The 14,078-nt window shown below is 30.2% G+C and carries 16 protein-coding genes; 5 read left to right on the top strand and 11 right to left on the bottom strand.

What is annotated here, in order from left to right; all coding sequences use genetic code 11:
* Positions 1-4 precede the first annotated feature (4 nt).
* Together CLV91_RS11685 and msrA are read right to left on the bottom strand one after the other, a co-directional pair.
* Complete coding sequence (locus CLV91_RS11685; protein WP_121068155.1) at positions 5-1,390, bottom strand: 3-keto-disaccharide hydrolase; 1,386 nt, start codon at positions 1,388-1,390, stop codon at positions 5-7.
* A 345-nt stretch (positions 1,391-1,735) separates the two neighbouring features.
* Positions 1,736-2,422: a peptide-methionine (S)-S-oxide reductase MsrA gene (msrA, locus tag CLV91_RS11680; RefSeq protein ID WP_121068153.1), complete on the bottom strand. Its 687-nt coding sequence runs from the start codon at positions 2,420-2,422 to the stop codon at positions 1,736-1,738.
* A 120-nt stretch (positions 2,423-2,542) separates the two neighbouring features.
* Between msrA and CLV91_RS11675 the strand changes: the two genes are divergently transcribed.
* The gene (locus CLV91_RS11675; RefSeq protein ID WP_121068151.1) at positions 2,543-3,229 is read left to right on the top strand and encodes a peptidoglycan DD-metalloendopeptidase family protein; all 687 of its coding nucleotides are present in this window, start codon (positions 2,543-2,545) and stop codon (positions 3,227-3,229) included.
* A gap of 178 nt (positions 3,230-3,407) precedes the next feature.
* Positions 3,408-3,629 (top strand): hypothetical protein, encoded by a 222-nt coding sequence (locus CLV91_RS11670; protein ID WP_121068149.1) that lies wholly within the window; start codon positions 3,408-3,410, stop codon positions 3,627-3,629.
* A gap of 40 nt (positions 3,630-3,669) precedes the next feature.
* Here CLV91_RS11670 and CLV91_RS11665 read toward each other — a convergent pair whose 3' ends face one another.
* Positions 3,670-4,254 carry a hypothetical protein gene (locus tag CLV91_RS11665; protein ID WP_121068147.1) on the bottom strand — a complete coding sequence of 195 codons (585 nt, stop codon included), beginning with the start codon at positions 4,252-4,254 and terminating at the stop codon, positions 3,670-3,672.
* A gap of 70 nt (positions 4,255-4,324) precedes the next feature.
* Positions 4,325-4,894 (bottom strand): Crp/Fnr family transcriptional regulator, encoded by a 570-nt coding sequence (locus CLV91_RS11660; RefSeq protein ID WP_121068145.1) that lies wholly within the window; start codon positions 4,892-4,894, stop codon positions 4,325-4,327.
* Between the two features lie 229 nt (positions 4,895-5,123).
* Between CLV91_RS11660 and CLV91_RS11655 the strand changes: the two genes are divergently transcribed.
* The gene (locus tag CLV91_RS11655; RefSeq protein ID WP_121068143.1) at positions 5,124-5,345 is read left to right on the top strand and encodes a hypothetical protein; all 222 of its coding nucleotides are present in this window, start codon (positions 5,124-5,126) and stop codon (positions 5,343-5,345) included.
* Here CLV91_RS11655 and CLV91_RS11650 read toward each other — a convergent pair.
* Positions 5,337-5,828, bottom strand: a complete 492-nt coding sequence (locus CLV91_RS11650; protein WP_121068141.1) for a GyrI-like domain-containing protein — start codon at positions 5,826-5,828, stop codon at positions 5,337-5,339. The two genes, CLV91_RS11655 and CLV91_RS11650, sit on opposite strands and share 9 nt — an antisense overlap.
* 11 nt (positions 5,829-5,839) lie before the next feature.
* A complete protein-coding gene (locus tag CLV91_RS11645; RefSeq protein WP_121068139.1) occupies positions 5,840-6,514 on the bottom strand; it encodes a DUF2490 domain-containing protein in 675 nt (224 codons plus the stop codon).
* A 282-nt stretch (positions 6,515-6,796) separates the two neighbouring features.
* On the opposite strand from CLV91_RS11645, the gene CLV91_RS11640 reads away from it, so the two are divergent.
* The gene (locus CLV91_RS11640) at positions 6,797-7,018 is read left to right on the top strand and encodes a hypothetical protein (RefSeq protein WP_121068137.1); all 222 of its coding nucleotides are present in this window, start codon (positions 6,797-6,799) and stop codon (positions 7,016-7,018) included.
* A 2-nt stretch (positions 7,019-7,020) separates the two neighbouring features.
* Here the strand turns inward: CLV91_RS11640 and CLV91_RS11635 are convergent, their stop codons facing one another.
* The 3 genes from CLV91_RS11635 to CLV91_RS11625 form a co-directional block, all read right to left on the bottom strand.
* Entirely contained in the window at positions 7,021-7,455 is a 435-nt protein-coding gene (locus tag CLV91_RS11635; protein WP_121068135.1) for a DoxX family protein, read from the bottom strand.
* Between the two features lie 44 nt (positions 7,456-7,499).
* Positions 7,500-7,952, bottom strand: a complete 453-nt coding sequence (locus tag CLV91_RS11630; protein ID WP_121068133.1) for a carboxymuconolactone decarboxylase family protein — start codon at positions 7,950-7,952, stop codon at positions 7,500-7,502.
* Positions 7,953-8,033: 81 nt separating this feature from the next.
* Entirely contained in the window at positions 8,034-8,615 is a 582-nt protein-coding gene (locus tag CLV91_RS11625; RefSeq protein ID WP_121068131.1) for a Crp/Fnr family transcriptional regulator, read from the bottom strand.
* A gap of 248 nt (positions 8,616-8,863) precedes the next feature.
* Between CLV91_RS11625 and CLV91_RS11620 the strand changes: the two genes are divergently transcribed.
* Positions 8,864-9,115, top strand: a complete 252-nt coding sequence (locus CLV91_RS11620) for a hypothetical protein (RefSeq protein WP_121068129.1) — start codon at positions 8,864-8,866, stop codon at positions 9,113-9,115.
* A gap of 504 nt (positions 9,116-9,619) precedes the next feature.
* Here CLV91_RS11620 and CLV91_RS11615 read toward each other — a convergent pair.
* Both CLV91_RS11615 and secA read right to left on the bottom strand, forming a co-directional pair.
* A complete protein-coding gene (locus tag CLV91_RS11615; RefSeq protein ID WP_121068127.1) occupies positions 9,620-10,513 on the bottom strand; it encodes a sensor histidine kinase in 894 nt (297 codons plus the stop codon).
* Positions 10,514-10,698: 185 nt separating this feature from the next.
* On the bottom strand, positions 10,699-14,058 hold the full coding sequence (gene secA, locus CLV91_RS11610; protein WP_121068125.1) for a preprotein translocase subunit SecA: 3,360 nt from the start codon (positions 14,056-14,058) through the stop codon (positions 10,699-10,701).
* Positions 14,059-14,078 lie beyond the last annotated feature (20 nt).

Genomic DNA, 14,078 nt, shown 5'->3' with positions numbered 1-14,078 from the left:
CGTTTTATTTTTTTGGAGTTTTATTAACTTTTATATTTTTAAAGGAAACTTTGTTTCCATGGTCTTGTAGTAACAATTGTCCTTGGTCTAAAGCCCCAAAATTTGGCCATTTTTTATATTTACTTTCGGATACTAATTTTAAATACTCAGGACTTTTTCTTTCATATTCTAGAACTTTAACTCCATTTAACCAATGTTCAACATGGTTGTTTATAGAGGAAATATAAGCTGTGTTCCATTCTCCAATAGCATTTATTGGTTTTTTAGGGTCTGCTTTTATTAAATCATATAAAGAAGAAACTGTTCTGCTACCTTCATGATTTCCTTTTTTTGCATCTTCATGTAATTCATCATCTAGTATCTGATATTCTAATCCTATAGAAGAGCCGGCTCCCTTATTTAGTTCTGTATCTACATAATATTTTATACCACTATTAGCACCTGGAGTTAATTTAAAATCTACTGTCAATTCAAAATCACCAAATAATTCTTTTGTAACAATATCACCACCAGCAGCAGATTCTGCACCATCCGAAGCCAAAACAGTTAATTCTCCATTTTCTATTAGCCATCCATTTTTAGGAAATTCTTCTAGTTTTGCGCCTTTCCAACCTTTAGTAGATTCCCCATCCCATAACATTTTCCAACCTGCTTTTTCTTCATTTACGGTAAGCTTGTTTTTAGTGTAAATGGGAGCTAAAGGTGATTTTTTGGAATACTTATCTAAATTATCTGTAAGTATATTTATGTTCTTCCAAATAATTTCTGTGCCTTCTTTCTTTTTGCCTCCAATGCTATGTACTTGTAAAGCAATAAAACCACTTGCTGTTTTGTCATCTATTAAATACGCCGCAGGAACATTATTAATCCATGTTTTAAGAGTATCGCCAATTGCTTCAATTCTATAATGGTTCCAATCGTTTTGTTTAAATGCTTTTTGAGCTTCTGGGTTTTTGTCTAAAGGGTTTAACCAACCTCTACGGCTTTCGTCAAAAATACCAGCACTCCACGCTCTTGCAGATGGGTCTATCTCTATTTGATACCCATGAACTCTACCTTCTTTATAATAAGGAAAGCTATTACTTCGTATTTGTATACCAGAATTCATGCTAGAGTCTACCTTATAATCTAACTCTAAAATAAAATCTCCATACATTTTATCAGATGTTAAGAAAGAATTAGGGGTTTTTTTTACTGTAGTTCCTACTATAGCGCCATCTTTAACAGTGTATTTAGCAACACCTCCTTTTTGTGTCCATCCGTTTAAAGTTTCTCCATCAAAAATAGAAACCCAAGGAGTAGTATCTTTTTTTTGTTCTGTACAGCCAATAACTACTATTAGACATAATAGTAGATAAATTATGTTACTTGGTTTTAATACTGTTTTCATGCAATAGATAATTTGTTTGATTTTTTAACCTAATTATATTTCACCGTGTTCGTACACGGTAATGAGTCGAAGGTACAAATTATTAGTGTATATTTTACATTTTATCTATAAAATCCAGTAAGTAATTGTGTTAATCTTATTTCTAACTGTTAAAATAGGGTGTATTCTTACTTTATAGAGGTTTTAGTAAACTACATCAGGGCAAGCCCACTAGGCATTTATTAGGAAACTAATTTTGATTTTGAGGTAAGCCTCGGAGCATTTAAATCTCGATTATTGAGTAAAAAAACTCCTTTATTACGTTAGGTAATAAAGGAGCGCTTATAAAAACTTTTAAAATTCAATTTAATGTGGATTATCTTTTAAAAAATCTCCAAAATTCTTTTTAAATCTATTTAGTCTTGGGATAGACACATTCTTTATATAGGAATTATTTGGATTTCTTTTTTCATAATCTTGATGGTATTCTTCTGCTTTATAAAATTTTACGAATGGAGTAACCTCTGTTGTTATTGGTAGTCCATCATAAACTTTTTGGTCTTTAAGGGCAGCTATATATGCTGTAATAATTTCTTTTTCTTTTTCATTTTTATAAAAAGCTATAGACCTATATTGTGTTCCTTTATCTGGTCCTTGGCGGTTTAATGTTGTAGGATCATGAGAGCCAAAAAATACTTGAACAAGAGCAGTAAAAGAAATTACTTTTGGGTCATAAAAAACCTCAACTGTTTCTGCATGGGTTGTTCTTCCGTAGCCTACATCTTCATAGGTAGGATTTTTTTCTTTTCCCCCAGCGTATCCAGATACTACCTCTTTAACTCCTTTTACGCTTTCAAAAATAGCTTCTACACACCAAAAACATCCGCTAGCAAAATAGGCGGTTTCATAGTCACTTAGTTCTTGTGGTGTTAGTTTTACCTCTTCTACTTCTTGTATTTCTTGTGTAACAGGTATTTCTTTTTTTATTTTAGATTGGCATCCAAGAGTAAAAATAAATGAAGTTGATGCTAGTAGTAATTTTATTAAAAACATATTTTTTCTGTTTTAGTACTTAAAAGATAAAACACCTTACACTAGTATTGGGTTAAAAAGTTGTTAATTAAAATTAATGACGAATTTAATACGTATCTATTCTTATTTTAAGTTTACAGTATGACAGATTTAGAAAAGATATTAGCTACTATTCCTAAAAAGCCTATACATATTATTGACTCCCAATTTTCTATAGATGTATACACCCCTTTAGATTTATCTGTTTCAAACACTAGCCTTGAAAAATATAATATTACTACCCCAACAGGTTGTCAAGAATATATAGATACGGTCTTAACAAATGCGAAAGCAAAAGTTGCTTATGGTGGTTACTTGGAGCAAAGAAATTTGTATTCTAATACACCTAGTTTTAATAGTGCATCTGATTTTGTTAGAAATATTCATTTAGGTCTAGATGTATGGGCACCAATAGGTACACGTATACTAACTCCTATTGATGGTAAAGTACACAGTTTTAAAAATAATACTACTTCTGGGGATTATGGGCCAACTATAATTTTAGAGCATTCTATACATAATGTAATATTTTATACATTATACGGACACTTATCTATTTCCTCTATAAAAGAATTATATATAGGTAAAGAATTTAAACAGGGAGAAATTCTTGCAGAAATGGGAGCGCCAGAGATTAATGTTAACTATGCTCCGCATTTACATTTTCAAATTATTAAAGATTTACAAGAGAATTTTGGAGATTACCCAGGTGTATCTTCTAAGGTAGATATAGAATATTATTCTAAAAATTGTCCTAACCCTAATTTATTACTTTCTATAGAGGTTTAGAATCCGATTAAAAACACATTCTTTCGGTGAGGTGTTTTTAGGTGTGCGTACGTTTATCGAGCATTTTTTACACTTTATCTGTATTTATGTCAGTTACCGAAAAATAAGGGGTTTTCAGCGTTTTGTAACCTAGCTCCATACGGCTTTTGGCGTTTTAATTATATATAAAACGCAAGTCATGAAAACTATCTTAACTTTAATCTTTGTTCTTTTTATCGGAGTAGCTGCACAAGCACAAAACAACACTCAAGAAGTTAAAGTGGTTACTATAGAAAAAACAATTGTAACAGAAACTACAGTAGAGAGTAACACTGTTGCACGTTTATATAAGAGAACAAATTCTACAGTAAAGAAAGCTTTAAAATTTACTACTAAAAGAAACAAAGCAAAATTAGCTTAATCTTACTTTGCCATCTTGAAATTATTAATTGTTATAATACTTAAGATTGACTTAAAGATGACTTAGTTGCTTTTTTCATAATTTTTAATCGTACCCATTTTATAGTATATATTAAAATAACTATCCAAGAAAAAGTTGTTAGTAAGCTTTTTAAGACGGTAAATGTACTAGATAGTAAAACGAAGGATTTGGATATTTCTATAGACTTTGAAATCATTAAGATGATACATATGTTTTCAAAATAATCAAATGCCATAGCTAGTAAAGGCAAATATAAAAGTAAGCTTGTTATTTTATTATCTTTTCCAATAAGTTTACCAAGACGAAATAATAAACTACTTAAAAAAAGAGCTAATAAAAAAGGATAAAATACATCTAAAAGGGTTAATTGAGGAAATAGGTAAAGCTCAGTTGTCTGATTATTCAAGTTATTTACTATTTGATTTGCAGTAGATAATGAATACCCAAGGTTTTGGAGGTCGAATGCTCTAGTACCAATTTGGCTATTTATTATTGGGAAAGTATATAGCATCATTATAAGTAAGGTGAATTGACTCGCGAAAAATGAAATACATATTTTTTTTACTGAAGAAGTTTTTATAAGAAAAGAATTTAAAATAGACATACAGCTTGTTTTTTATTACAAAACAAAAGTGGTCAATTAAATAATTGTGTGCATTAACAAATGTTAAGAGTTACGATTGTGTTCTTAATCTACTCAAAGAAATAGTTGTTATACCTAAGTAAGAAGCTATATCTGAATGTGATACAAGGTTTTCTATATTCGGGAATTGTTTTCTTAGAAGTTCTAAACGCTCTTTTCCTTTAAGTGAAGCTAATCCTATTTCTTTTTGAACTTTTGTCATTAGTTCATTTCTTAATACGGTATTAGCAAAATTTCTTATTTCTAAATCTTCTATCATTAACCTTTCTAATACATCCGCATCAATAGTTGCTATTTCTATATCTGTTAATGCTCTAATATTAATAATAGACTTACCTTCTAAACTTCTTGTTGTATTTGGCGATAGGATAGAACCAGACATAAAGAAGGAAATTGTTATGTCTTCACCTTCTGGTGTATAAAGGAAACTCTTGCAAATACCTTTAATTAAAAAGTACTCTAAGTTATTTTTTTGACCAACGTTAGTTATTGATTCTCCTTTTTTTAGAAAAGCATAAGTAACTAATTTATTTATTTTATCTAAAGAAGAAATAGATAAGGGAGTTAAAGAATGAATAATTGGGTTAATCTTGTCTCTCATTTTTTTAAGTTAGTAATCTTTTCGTTTTTTACAAAAAGTAGAACATCTTATTTTCCGATTAAAAACACTTTTTTTCGGTAAGGTGTTTTTTGGTATGTGTACGTTTATCGAGCATTTTTTGCACTTTATCTATGTTTGTGTAAGTTGCCGAAAAATAAGGGGTTTTCAGCGTTTTGTGACCTAGCTAGATACGGCTTTGGGCGTTTTAATTATATATAAAACGCAAGTCATGAAAACTATCTTAACTTTAATCTTTGTTCTTTTTATCGGAGTAGCTGCACAAGCACAAAACAACACTCAAGAAGTTAAAGTGGATACTATAGAAAAAACAATTGTAACAGAAACTACAGTTAAGACTACAGAAGTAGCACGTTTATATAAGAGAACAAATTCTACAGTAAAGAAAGCTTTAAAATTTACTACAAAAAGAAACAAAGCAAAATTAGCTTAATACTTTATTCTTAATAGGAATCCAAACTTCTTCTTCGGATTCATCAGAATTGTTTTTATATTTTTCTCCTAATTTTTCAAAATGTGGTCTTTGGTCTAATAGATATTCTGACTGTGGTAACCATACACCAAAAATATATTGCATGGTTTTAGCAAAACCACTTGTGTCTCCTTTATGAATAAAAACGGCATACATGCCTCCTGGTAAAATAAAAGAATCCATCTCATTTGGTATAGTATTATAATCTGTTACTTCTGCAGCTGCCCATTTAGTAAATTCTGTCTGAGGGTTAAAATCTTTAAAATCTAATGAAGCATTATATACCTGGATGGAATATAAATCTATATTCACAGTATTGGTGATTTCTTTTCTTTGTTGCATAAAGGATTTCCAGAGAATAGGAGTTTTGTTATCTACTAAAGACATTTTTAATTGTTTGCCAATTAACTTTTTATCTTTAATAATTTCTATTCTAGGAGTCATACTTACTATTCTTAAAAATTAACAAAACTTATAATATTAAACTGGTCTCTGCTGGTAGTTTCAAAAAACTGATTCATATAACCAGCCTCTAGACGTATGTTTTTGTTTATTTTATACCCAAGACCTGCGTATAGTCTGTTTCTATCAAAAATAGAAGTTTTTGTATTTAAGAAAATCTCATTATAGGCAGAAAAGTAATATGTATCCTTTTCTTTACTTAACGGAACATTTATAGCTAAGAAATATCTAAATCGCATTTTAAAATCATTTGCAACAAAACGTTGTTCAAATCTGTATCTATGACTAACACCAACGATTCCAATTTGTTGTTTGGATGTAAATTGCTGAAATATTCTATGTTCGTTTACAGTAAACTTATCCTCTGTATTTGCAATATAATTTTCAGAGGTAATGTAGCCGTAACCTAATAAAATATTATTCTTGTTTTCATTAAATGAATACCCTAAACCAGTTCTTAGTAATAACTGTTCTAAATCACCTATAGCATTATAATTTCGTAGTTGCACTTCATTATGAAGATTCCATTTACTATTTAATTTTTTACTTCCAATATAAATAAGCCAATTTCCAAAATTACTATCCTGACTTTGCGCATAAGAAGGGAATGCTAAGGTTATTAAAAGGAGTAATACAGGTATTTTATTTTTTAAATATGAATAATTCATTGTATTGTTTTTTTTTTTGGCAAGCAAATATAGTAACATGATAATGAATATTAAATTTCTTTATTTTTATTTAATGCTATGCGCAAATAAAATTTAACCGATAAGTACCGATTAAAAACACATTCTTACGATAAGGTGTTTTTGGGTATGTGTACGTTTGTCGAGCATTTTTTGCACTTTATCTATGTTTGTGTAAGTTACCGAAAAATAAGGGGTTTTCAGCGTTTTGTAACCTAGCTCCATACGGCTTTGGGCGTTTTAATTATATATAAAACGCAAGTCATGAAAACTATCTTTACTTTAATCTTTGTTCTTTTTATCGGAGTAGCAGCACAAGCACAAAACAACACTAACGAAGTAAAGGTTGTTACTATAGAAAAAACAATTGTAACAGAAACTACAGTTAAGACTACAGAAGTAGCACGTTTATATAAGAGAACAAATTCTACAGTAAAGAAAGCTTTAAAATTTACTACTAAAAGAAATAAAGCAAAATTAGCATAGTCTTAATCTATTACCTTCTTTTTTAAAAATGTATCTATTTCTAAAAACTTACTAGGAATTAAAGATAAAGCAAAAGCTGCAGCAGATGCTGTTAATACGGAATAATCTAATGCGCCTTTTATACTACTGGTAAATGTCATAGCTAAAGCAAATAGTAAAAGTAGGTAACCACTAATTTTAGCATTGAATTCCGTTTTGTAACCTATTAAAAGTGAAAAACTTAAAAAGGTTTCCAAAATAGTTACAATATAGCCAAGAGGAGATATTACAAATTCAGGTAAATAGGGGGTAAGGGTATGTGTATAGTCTAGAAATTTTTTCCAATTACCCCAAGCGGAAATATCTCTAGGCCAAAGACCCAACCTGTCCGCGACGGCAGATAAAAAACTAAGGCTTAAGCTAGTTCTTAAAAAAACTTTTACTATACTCTTATTCATAATTTTGTGAATTTTAAACTTGCCTAAGCCTCAATTACAATTAGTTAGGAATTAACTTTATAATTACCAGGGGTAAATAAAAATGTTTTCATAAGTCTATTCCAAGTGTTTATTTGTGTTATAGCTAATGCTAGAAAAGAGATTTCTTTTTTCGAAAAATGAGTTTCTAAAGTATTATAGATTTTATTATTTATTGGAGTGTTACTTAATATGGTTAACTCTTCTGCAAAATTTAGAGCAGCCCTTTCTTTTTCTGAAAAATAGGGAGTTTCTCTCCATACCACTAAAGAAGATAAGCGGAGTTCTGTTTCGTTTATATGTTTTAATTCTTTATGATGCATATCTACACAATAAGCACATCCGTTTATTTGAGAAACGCGTAGTTTAATTAATTTTAATAAAGACTTTTCGAGTAATGATTGATTAATAAAATCTTCAAGATTATTTAGTTTTTGAAACATTCCGTCCGGAATATCTTGATAGGCAATTTTTTCCATTTTTAGTGTTATTATAATTTATAAAACAAAATTAGGATAGGGTACAGGTATAACTTCTTAGGATTTCTTAAGAAATATTTACTAATGCATAGTTTTTTTTAGTTCGCTAAGGTATTCTGGAGTAATATCTAAGTAGGAAGCCACCATATATTGCGGTACTCGTTGCATAAAGGTTGGATTTTTCTTTACAAAACCTAAATATCTTTCTTTACTATTAAGTTTCATGAAAATTTCATCTTTTCTTAAAATAGCAATTAGCATGTTTTCTGTAATTATTCTAAAACAACGTTCTAATTTTGGAACTTTGCTATACAGGCTATTTAAAGTGTTTTTATCTAAGCATAGGCTTGTAGTTTCTTCAATAGCTTGTATGGCATTAAAAGAAGGTTTTTCTTTAATAAAACTTTCCATACTAGTTACCCACCAATTTTCTATAGCAAATTGACTAGTTTTTTCTTCTCCATAAGAATTTGTTGTAAACGATCTAACTAATCCTTTGCAAATAAAAAAGTTCATAGTGCAAACCGAGTTTTGTTCTAATAAGAAGCTTTTTTTCTTATAAGTTTTAAGTGCCAGGTTTTTATAGATTAGATCTATTTCGTCGTCTGAAAATGGAACAAACCTATTTAAATAATTTTGTATTTGTAGCTTGTAGTTTTTCATGAAATTTACACCGCAGAATAATTTGTTTAAAGATATTATTTATTGTCCTTATGTAGGAATATTTTTTAATTAGTATAGATGAAATACATTAAAATCAGTTAAATACGTAGAGGTAATAAATACGTTCATCGGTACTATATATTACTTTGTCATGGACTAGTTTAAGTGACCGAAAATACTTGTTGTTCACCGTATTATCTCTTTTTTCTTTAAGGTGGGTTCTAATTTTACAGAACCAAATCTTAACTATGAAAGCAATAATTACTTTAGTATTAATCTTATTTATGAGTGTTTTAGGTTTTGCAAAAAACCAACCTCAGGAAGAAAAAGTTACTGTCCTAGAAAAAGGAGTAGTGTTAGAGCAAACAACATTAATCTCTTTTAAAAATGTAGAGATACAAAAAGATAAGCAACTAACGCGTTTGTATATGTACAAAAATTCTAGAATTTTAAAAGAATTAGCTTTTAGAACTAAAAGAAATAGAACAAGACAAGCTTAAGGTATTTTAACCGTTAGTTTTTTGTAATACATCTAAGAATTTATTGTTTAACTAATATACTTGTATTTCAGCGGTTTATTAAGTTTTTTAGATTTTAGCTACTTATCTTTAAAGAACTAAACTACAAGTGGTTAAAAGTAATTTTAATGCTAATTTAAATTATAGGGGCTATAGCACTTGCATAAAATAAATGCAAATGATTAAATGGGCTTTTCTTAAATGGGTATTATTCTGGATACTTGCAGTAGCGGTTTTAGCTTTAATTTTAAAGGTAAAACGTTGGAGTAAAAAAAAAAGTTTTAAAAATGCTAAATACATAAATTGGCATAGTAATTGAAAGTAAATATATAGCTACTACAAAAAGTAGCAAATTAATAAAAAAGATATGATAGCACTTCTAATAGTAATTTCGGTAGTATTTGTAGGGTCATTAATTTTTAATTACAAACAAAAAAGAGCAGCTTTACGACCTATAAAAGTTCCTGTAGAGAATAAAAAATAAGTTTATACAACTGGGTTTAGTTGGTGTCCTATTTCTTGGAATTTAATAATATAATTAGTTCCTTTTTTAGAAATATCTCTTATAACAGAACCTTTTAGTTGTCTGGTAAGGCTGTATATTAACTTTAACCCTAAAGATTTAGTATTTTTATGGTTTACAGTTTCTGGAAAACCAACCCCATTATCTCCTATTGTTAATACATATTCTTTATTAACTTCTTTCTTAATAGCTATATGTATTTCTCCCTCAGAATCGTCTACAATACCATATTTTAAGGCGTTTGTAATAGTTTCATTTATTAATAACCCTAAAGGTATAGCAGTATCTATCCCCAATTTTATATCTGGAATATCTATAGTAAGTTTTACTTTATTTTCTATTCCTTTTATAGATTTTATTAAATACTGACTTAGTTCTTGTACATAAGTTTTATACTCTATTTTAGAAAGGTCATTACGCATATAAAGCATTTCATGTATCATAGACATAGATATTACTCTATTTTGAGTGCCTTTAAGTAGTGTTTGTAGCTCTTTATCCTCCATGTTTCTAGATTGCATGCTTAGCAAGCTAGATACCGTTTGTAGGTTGTTTTTTACTCTATGGTGAATTTCTTTTAATAGGGTTTCTTTCTCTAATAATTTTTTAGATAAAGTATTATTACTATAAATAAAACTGCTGTTTGACAGTGCTATATTTTTTTTTATAAGAAAAGAATTTATAAAAATTAGTATCCCAAAAATTAAAAATGCTATAGCTACTAATAAGTTTATTTTAAAGACAAAGTAACATACTCCTGCAAATAGTATTGCAGCTAGTGAAGAAACATAATTAACTATTAAAAAAAGGTTAGTTTTTTTTATTTGTTTTTTATTATCTAGTATGTTGTTATGCATAAACTGGATTTTATAGCTTGGTTAGCGTAGTTATCCATTGTAAATCTAGTTATGTTTTTGGATTAAAACCAACATGTTTGTGAAAATTTAAAAAATACTAAGAGAAATTGCTAGTTATTTTGATTTTTAGTGCAAAAAAAAGCGGCAATCTTAAAAAGATTGCCGCTTTATATATTCGTATAGGTTTATTCTTCAATTAAAACCCACTCGCCTTTAGTAATTAAAGGTTCTGCCTGTTTATATTTAACTGTTTTACTTTCTCCAGACATTATGTTTTTAATAGTAACTCTATCGTTTCTACCAATTTTTGGTCTTTCTCTAGTAATAGTTTCAGTAACAGCAGGTCTTTGTCCTTGTGTTTGTCCTGCTGCTCTATTTTGTGCAGCAAGCTCATCGCTGTTAGGAATTTCTTCCTTACTGGTTTGTAAATTTTCTTTTGGTCTTCTTACGCTTCCAGCTTCTTGTATTGTAGAGCTTTCTGAAGGTAATTCCCCTTTAAATAAGAAAGAAACTATTTCTTTATTCACCTTATCAATCATACTCTTAAAAAGCTCAAAAGCCTCAAATTTATAAATTAATAATGGGTCTTTTTGTTCATGCACAGCAAGTTGTACAGACTGCTTAAGCTCATCCATTTTACGTAAATGGGTTTTCCAAGAATCATCTATAATTGCTAAAGATATATTCTTTTCAAAATCTGTAACCAACTGCTTTCCGTTACTATCATAAGCTTCTTGCAAGTTCGTAACTACATTTAAGCTCTTAATGCCATCTGTAAAGGGCACTACAATTCTTTCAAATTTATTAGCTTGGTCTTCGTAAACCTGTTTAATTACAGGAAAAGCGGTAGTAGCATTACGTTCCATTTTTTCTGTGTAATACTGGTAGGCCTCTTTGTAAATGGTATTCGCTATTTCTTGTATCCCTAATTTTTCAAAATCTGCTTCGGAAACAGGAGAAGTTATAGAGAAATATTTAATAAGCTCAAACTCAAAATTTTTGTAATCATTTGCTCCTTTATTTGTTTCTGTAATAACTTCGCAAGTGTCATAAATCATGTTTGCAATATCCACTTTAAGTCTTTCTCCTTGTATGGCATGCCTTCTACGCTTGTAAACAACTTCTCTTTGCGCATTCATAACATCATCATACTCTAAAAGACGTTTACGAACACCAAAGTTATTTTCTTCTACTTTTTTCTGCGCACGTTCTATAGATTTGGTCATCATACCATGCTGAATAACCTCACCATCTTCTAAGCCCATTTTATCCATCATTTTGGCTACTCTGTCCGAGCCAAATAAACGCATAAGATTATCCTCTAGAGAAACATAGAATTGTGAACTTCCTGGGTCTCCTTGACGACCAGAACGGCCTCTTAACTGTCTGTCTACCCTTCTAGAATCATGTCTTTCTGTACCTACAATTGCTAAACCTCCAGCAGCCTTTACAGCGTCTGATAATTTAATATCAGTACCACGACCGGCCATGTTGGTTGCAATAGTTACAATACCAGGATTACCAGCTTCTGCAACAACGTCTGCTTCTTTTTTGTGTAGCTTGGCATTTAATACATTATGCGGTACTTTACGTATTGCTAGCATACGGGATAGTAATTCAGAAATTTCTACCGATGTTGTACCTATTAATACTGGTCTGCCAGATTGTGATAGTTTGGTAACTTCATCAATAATGGCATTATATTTTTCTCTTTTTGTTTTGTAAATTAAATCATTACGGTCATCACGAGCAATTGGTCTGTTGGTAGGTATTTCCATAACATCCAATTTGTAAATCTCCCAAAATTCTCCAGCTTCTGTAATAGCAGTACCTGTCATACCAGAAAGCTTACTATACATTCTAAAGTAGTTTTGTAAAGTAACGGTTGCAAAAGTTTGTGTTAAAGCTTCAATCTTTACATTTTCTTTAGCTTCAATGGCTTGGTGTAAACCGTCTGAGTATCTACGGCCATCCATAATACGACCCGTTTGCTCATCTACAATCATTACTTTATTATCCATTACTACATACTCTACATCTTTCTCAAAAAGAGTGTAGGCTTTTAGTAATTGGCTCATGGTGTGTATACGCTCACTTTTTACAGTAAAGTCTTTAAATAGCTCCTCTTTAAGCTCCGCTTCTTTTTCTATTTCTAGATTTTGGTTTTCAATTTTAGCAATTTCTCCACCAATGTCTGGCATTACAAAGAAATCTTTGTCTTGGTCTCCAGAAATATAATCTACCCCTTTATCGGTAAGCTCTATTTGGTTATTCTTTTCATCAATAACAAACAACAGTTCTTCATCTACCTTAGGCATTTCTCTGTTGTTATCTTGCATGTAAAAGTTTTCAGTTTTTTGAAGCAATTGTTTTATTCCTTCTTCGCTTAAAAACTTAATTAATGCTTTATTTTTTGGTAAACCTCTATGTACTCTTAATAAAAGAAAACCACCTTCCTTAGTGTCTCCTTCTGCTATATGTTTTTTTGCTTCTGCAAAAACTCCAGTAAGGTATTGGCGTTGCTTTTGTACAATTTCTGAGACTCTTGGTTTAAGTTCATTAAACTCATGACGGTCCCCTTCTGGAACAGGACCAGAAATGATTAATGGCGTACGAGCATCATCTACCAAAACAGAATCTACCTCATCTACAATAGAAAAGTTATGTGGGCGTTGCACTAAATCTTTAGGAGTGTGCGCCATGTTATCTCTTAAATAATCAAAGCCAAATTCATTGTTAGTGCCATATGTAATATCTGCATTATAGGCAGCTCTACGGCCATCAGAATTTGGTTTATGATAATCTATACAGTCTACAGAAAGACCGTGGAATTGGAAAATAGGAGCCATCCATGCACTATCTCTTTTTGCTAAATAATCATTCACGGTAACTAAGTGTGCGCCATTTCCTGTTAGAGCATTTAAGTAGAGTGGAAGGGTAGCTACTAAGGTTTTACCTTCTCCTGTTTGCATCTCTGCAATTTTACCTTGGTGTAATGCAATACCACCTATTAATTGTACATCATAATGAATCATGTCCCAGGTAACTTCCTTACCCGCAGCATTCCAAGAGTTTTGCCATGTAGCATTGTCTCCTTCTAGGCTAACATATTCTTTTTCTCCAGATAATTCTCTATCGTATTCAGATGCAGAGACAGTTAATGTGGTATTATTTGCAAAACGTTTAGCAGTTTCTTTAACTACGGCAAATGCTTCTGGTAAAATATCATTTAAGGTTTCTTCAGATATTTTATATGCTTCTTCTTTAAGTTTATCTATTTCGGCATAAATATCCTCGTTCTTATCTATGTCTGTAGATGCATTTACTTCTTCTGTTAAGGCACTAATTTTAGAAGTAATCTCAGAACAATTTTCTTTTATTTTGTTTTTAAACTCTGTAGTCTTAGCTCTTAGTTCATCATGGCTAAGGTTTTCTATAGCAGCTTCAAAAGATTTTACTTGTTTAATTATGGGTTGTAGTTCCTTAACATCTTTTTCTGATTTATCTCCTACAAAAACCTTTAGTATTGAATTTAGAAAACTCATAATTTTATTCTATATTTTAG

The sequence above is a fragment of the Maribacter vaceletii genome, from assembly GCF_003634105.1.
Lineage (GTDB): Bacteria > Bacteroidota > Bacteroidia > Flavobacteriales > Flavobacteriaceae > Maribacter_B > Maribacter_B vaceletii.
This window is presented reverse-complemented; position numbering and strand designations above follow the sequence as displayed.

Coding starts and splice junctions, on each gene's coding strand:
- CLV91_RS11650 (WP_121068141.1), bottom strand. CDS start 5,828: ATGACTCCTAGAATAGAAATTATTAAAGATAAAAAGTTAATTGGCAAA.
- CLV91_RS11660 (WP_121068145.1), bottom strand. CDS start 4,894: ATGAGAGACAAGATTAACCCAATTATTCATTCTTTAACTCCCTTATCT.
- CLV91_RS11675 (WP_121068151.1), top strand. CDS start 2,543: ATGACAGATTTAGAAAAGATATTAGCTACTATTCCTAAAAAGCCTATA.
- secA (WP_121068125.1), bottom strand. CDS start 14,058: ATGAGTTTTCTAAATTCAATACTAAAGGTTTTTGTAGGAGATAAATCA.
- CLV91_RS11620 (WP_121068129.1), top strand. CDS start 8,864: ATGAAAGCAATAATTACTTTAGTATTAATCTTATTTATGAGTGTTTTA.
- CLV91_RS11635 (WP_121068135.1), bottom strand. CDS start 7,455: ATGAATAAGAGTATAGTAAAAGTTTTTTTAAGAACTAGCTTAAGCCTT.
- msrA (WP_121068153.1), bottom strand. CDS start 2,422: ATGTTTTTAATAAAATTACTACTAGCATCAACTTCATTTATTTTTACT.
- CLV91_RS11665 (WP_121068147.1), bottom strand. CDS start 4,254: ATGTCTATTTTAAATTCTTTTCTTATAAAAACTTCTTCAGTAAAAAAA.
- CLV91_RS11645 (WP_121068139.1), bottom strand. CDS start 6,514: ATGAATTATTCATATTTAAAAAATAAAATACCTGTATTACTCCTTTTA.
- CLV91_RS11625 (WP_121068131.1), bottom strand. CDS start 8,615: ATGAAAAACTACAAGCTACAAATACAAAATTATTTAAATAGGTTTGTT.
- CLV91_RS11655 (WP_121068143.1), top strand. CDS start 5,124: ATGAAAACTATCTTAACTTTAATCTTTGTTCTTTTTATCGGAGTAGCT.
- CLV91_RS11615 (WP_121068127.1), bottom strand. CDS start 10,513: ATGCATAACAACATACTAGATAATAAAAAACAAATAAAAAAAACTAAC.
- CLV91_RS11640 (WP_121068137.1), top strand. CDS start 6,797: ATGAAAACTATCTTTACTTTAATCTTTGTTCTTTTTATCGGAGTAGCA.
- CLV91_RS11670 (WP_121068149.1), top strand. CDS start 3,408: ATGAAAACTATCTTAACTTTAATCTTTGTTCTTTTTATCGGAGTAGCT.
- CLV91_RS11630 (WP_121068133.1), bottom strand. CDS start 7,952: ATGGAAAAAATTGCCTATCAAGATATTCCGGACGGAATGTTTCAAAAA.
- CLV91_RS11685 (WP_121068155.1), bottom strand. CDS start 1,390: ATGAAAACAGTATTAAAACCAAGTAACATAATTTATCTACTATTATGT.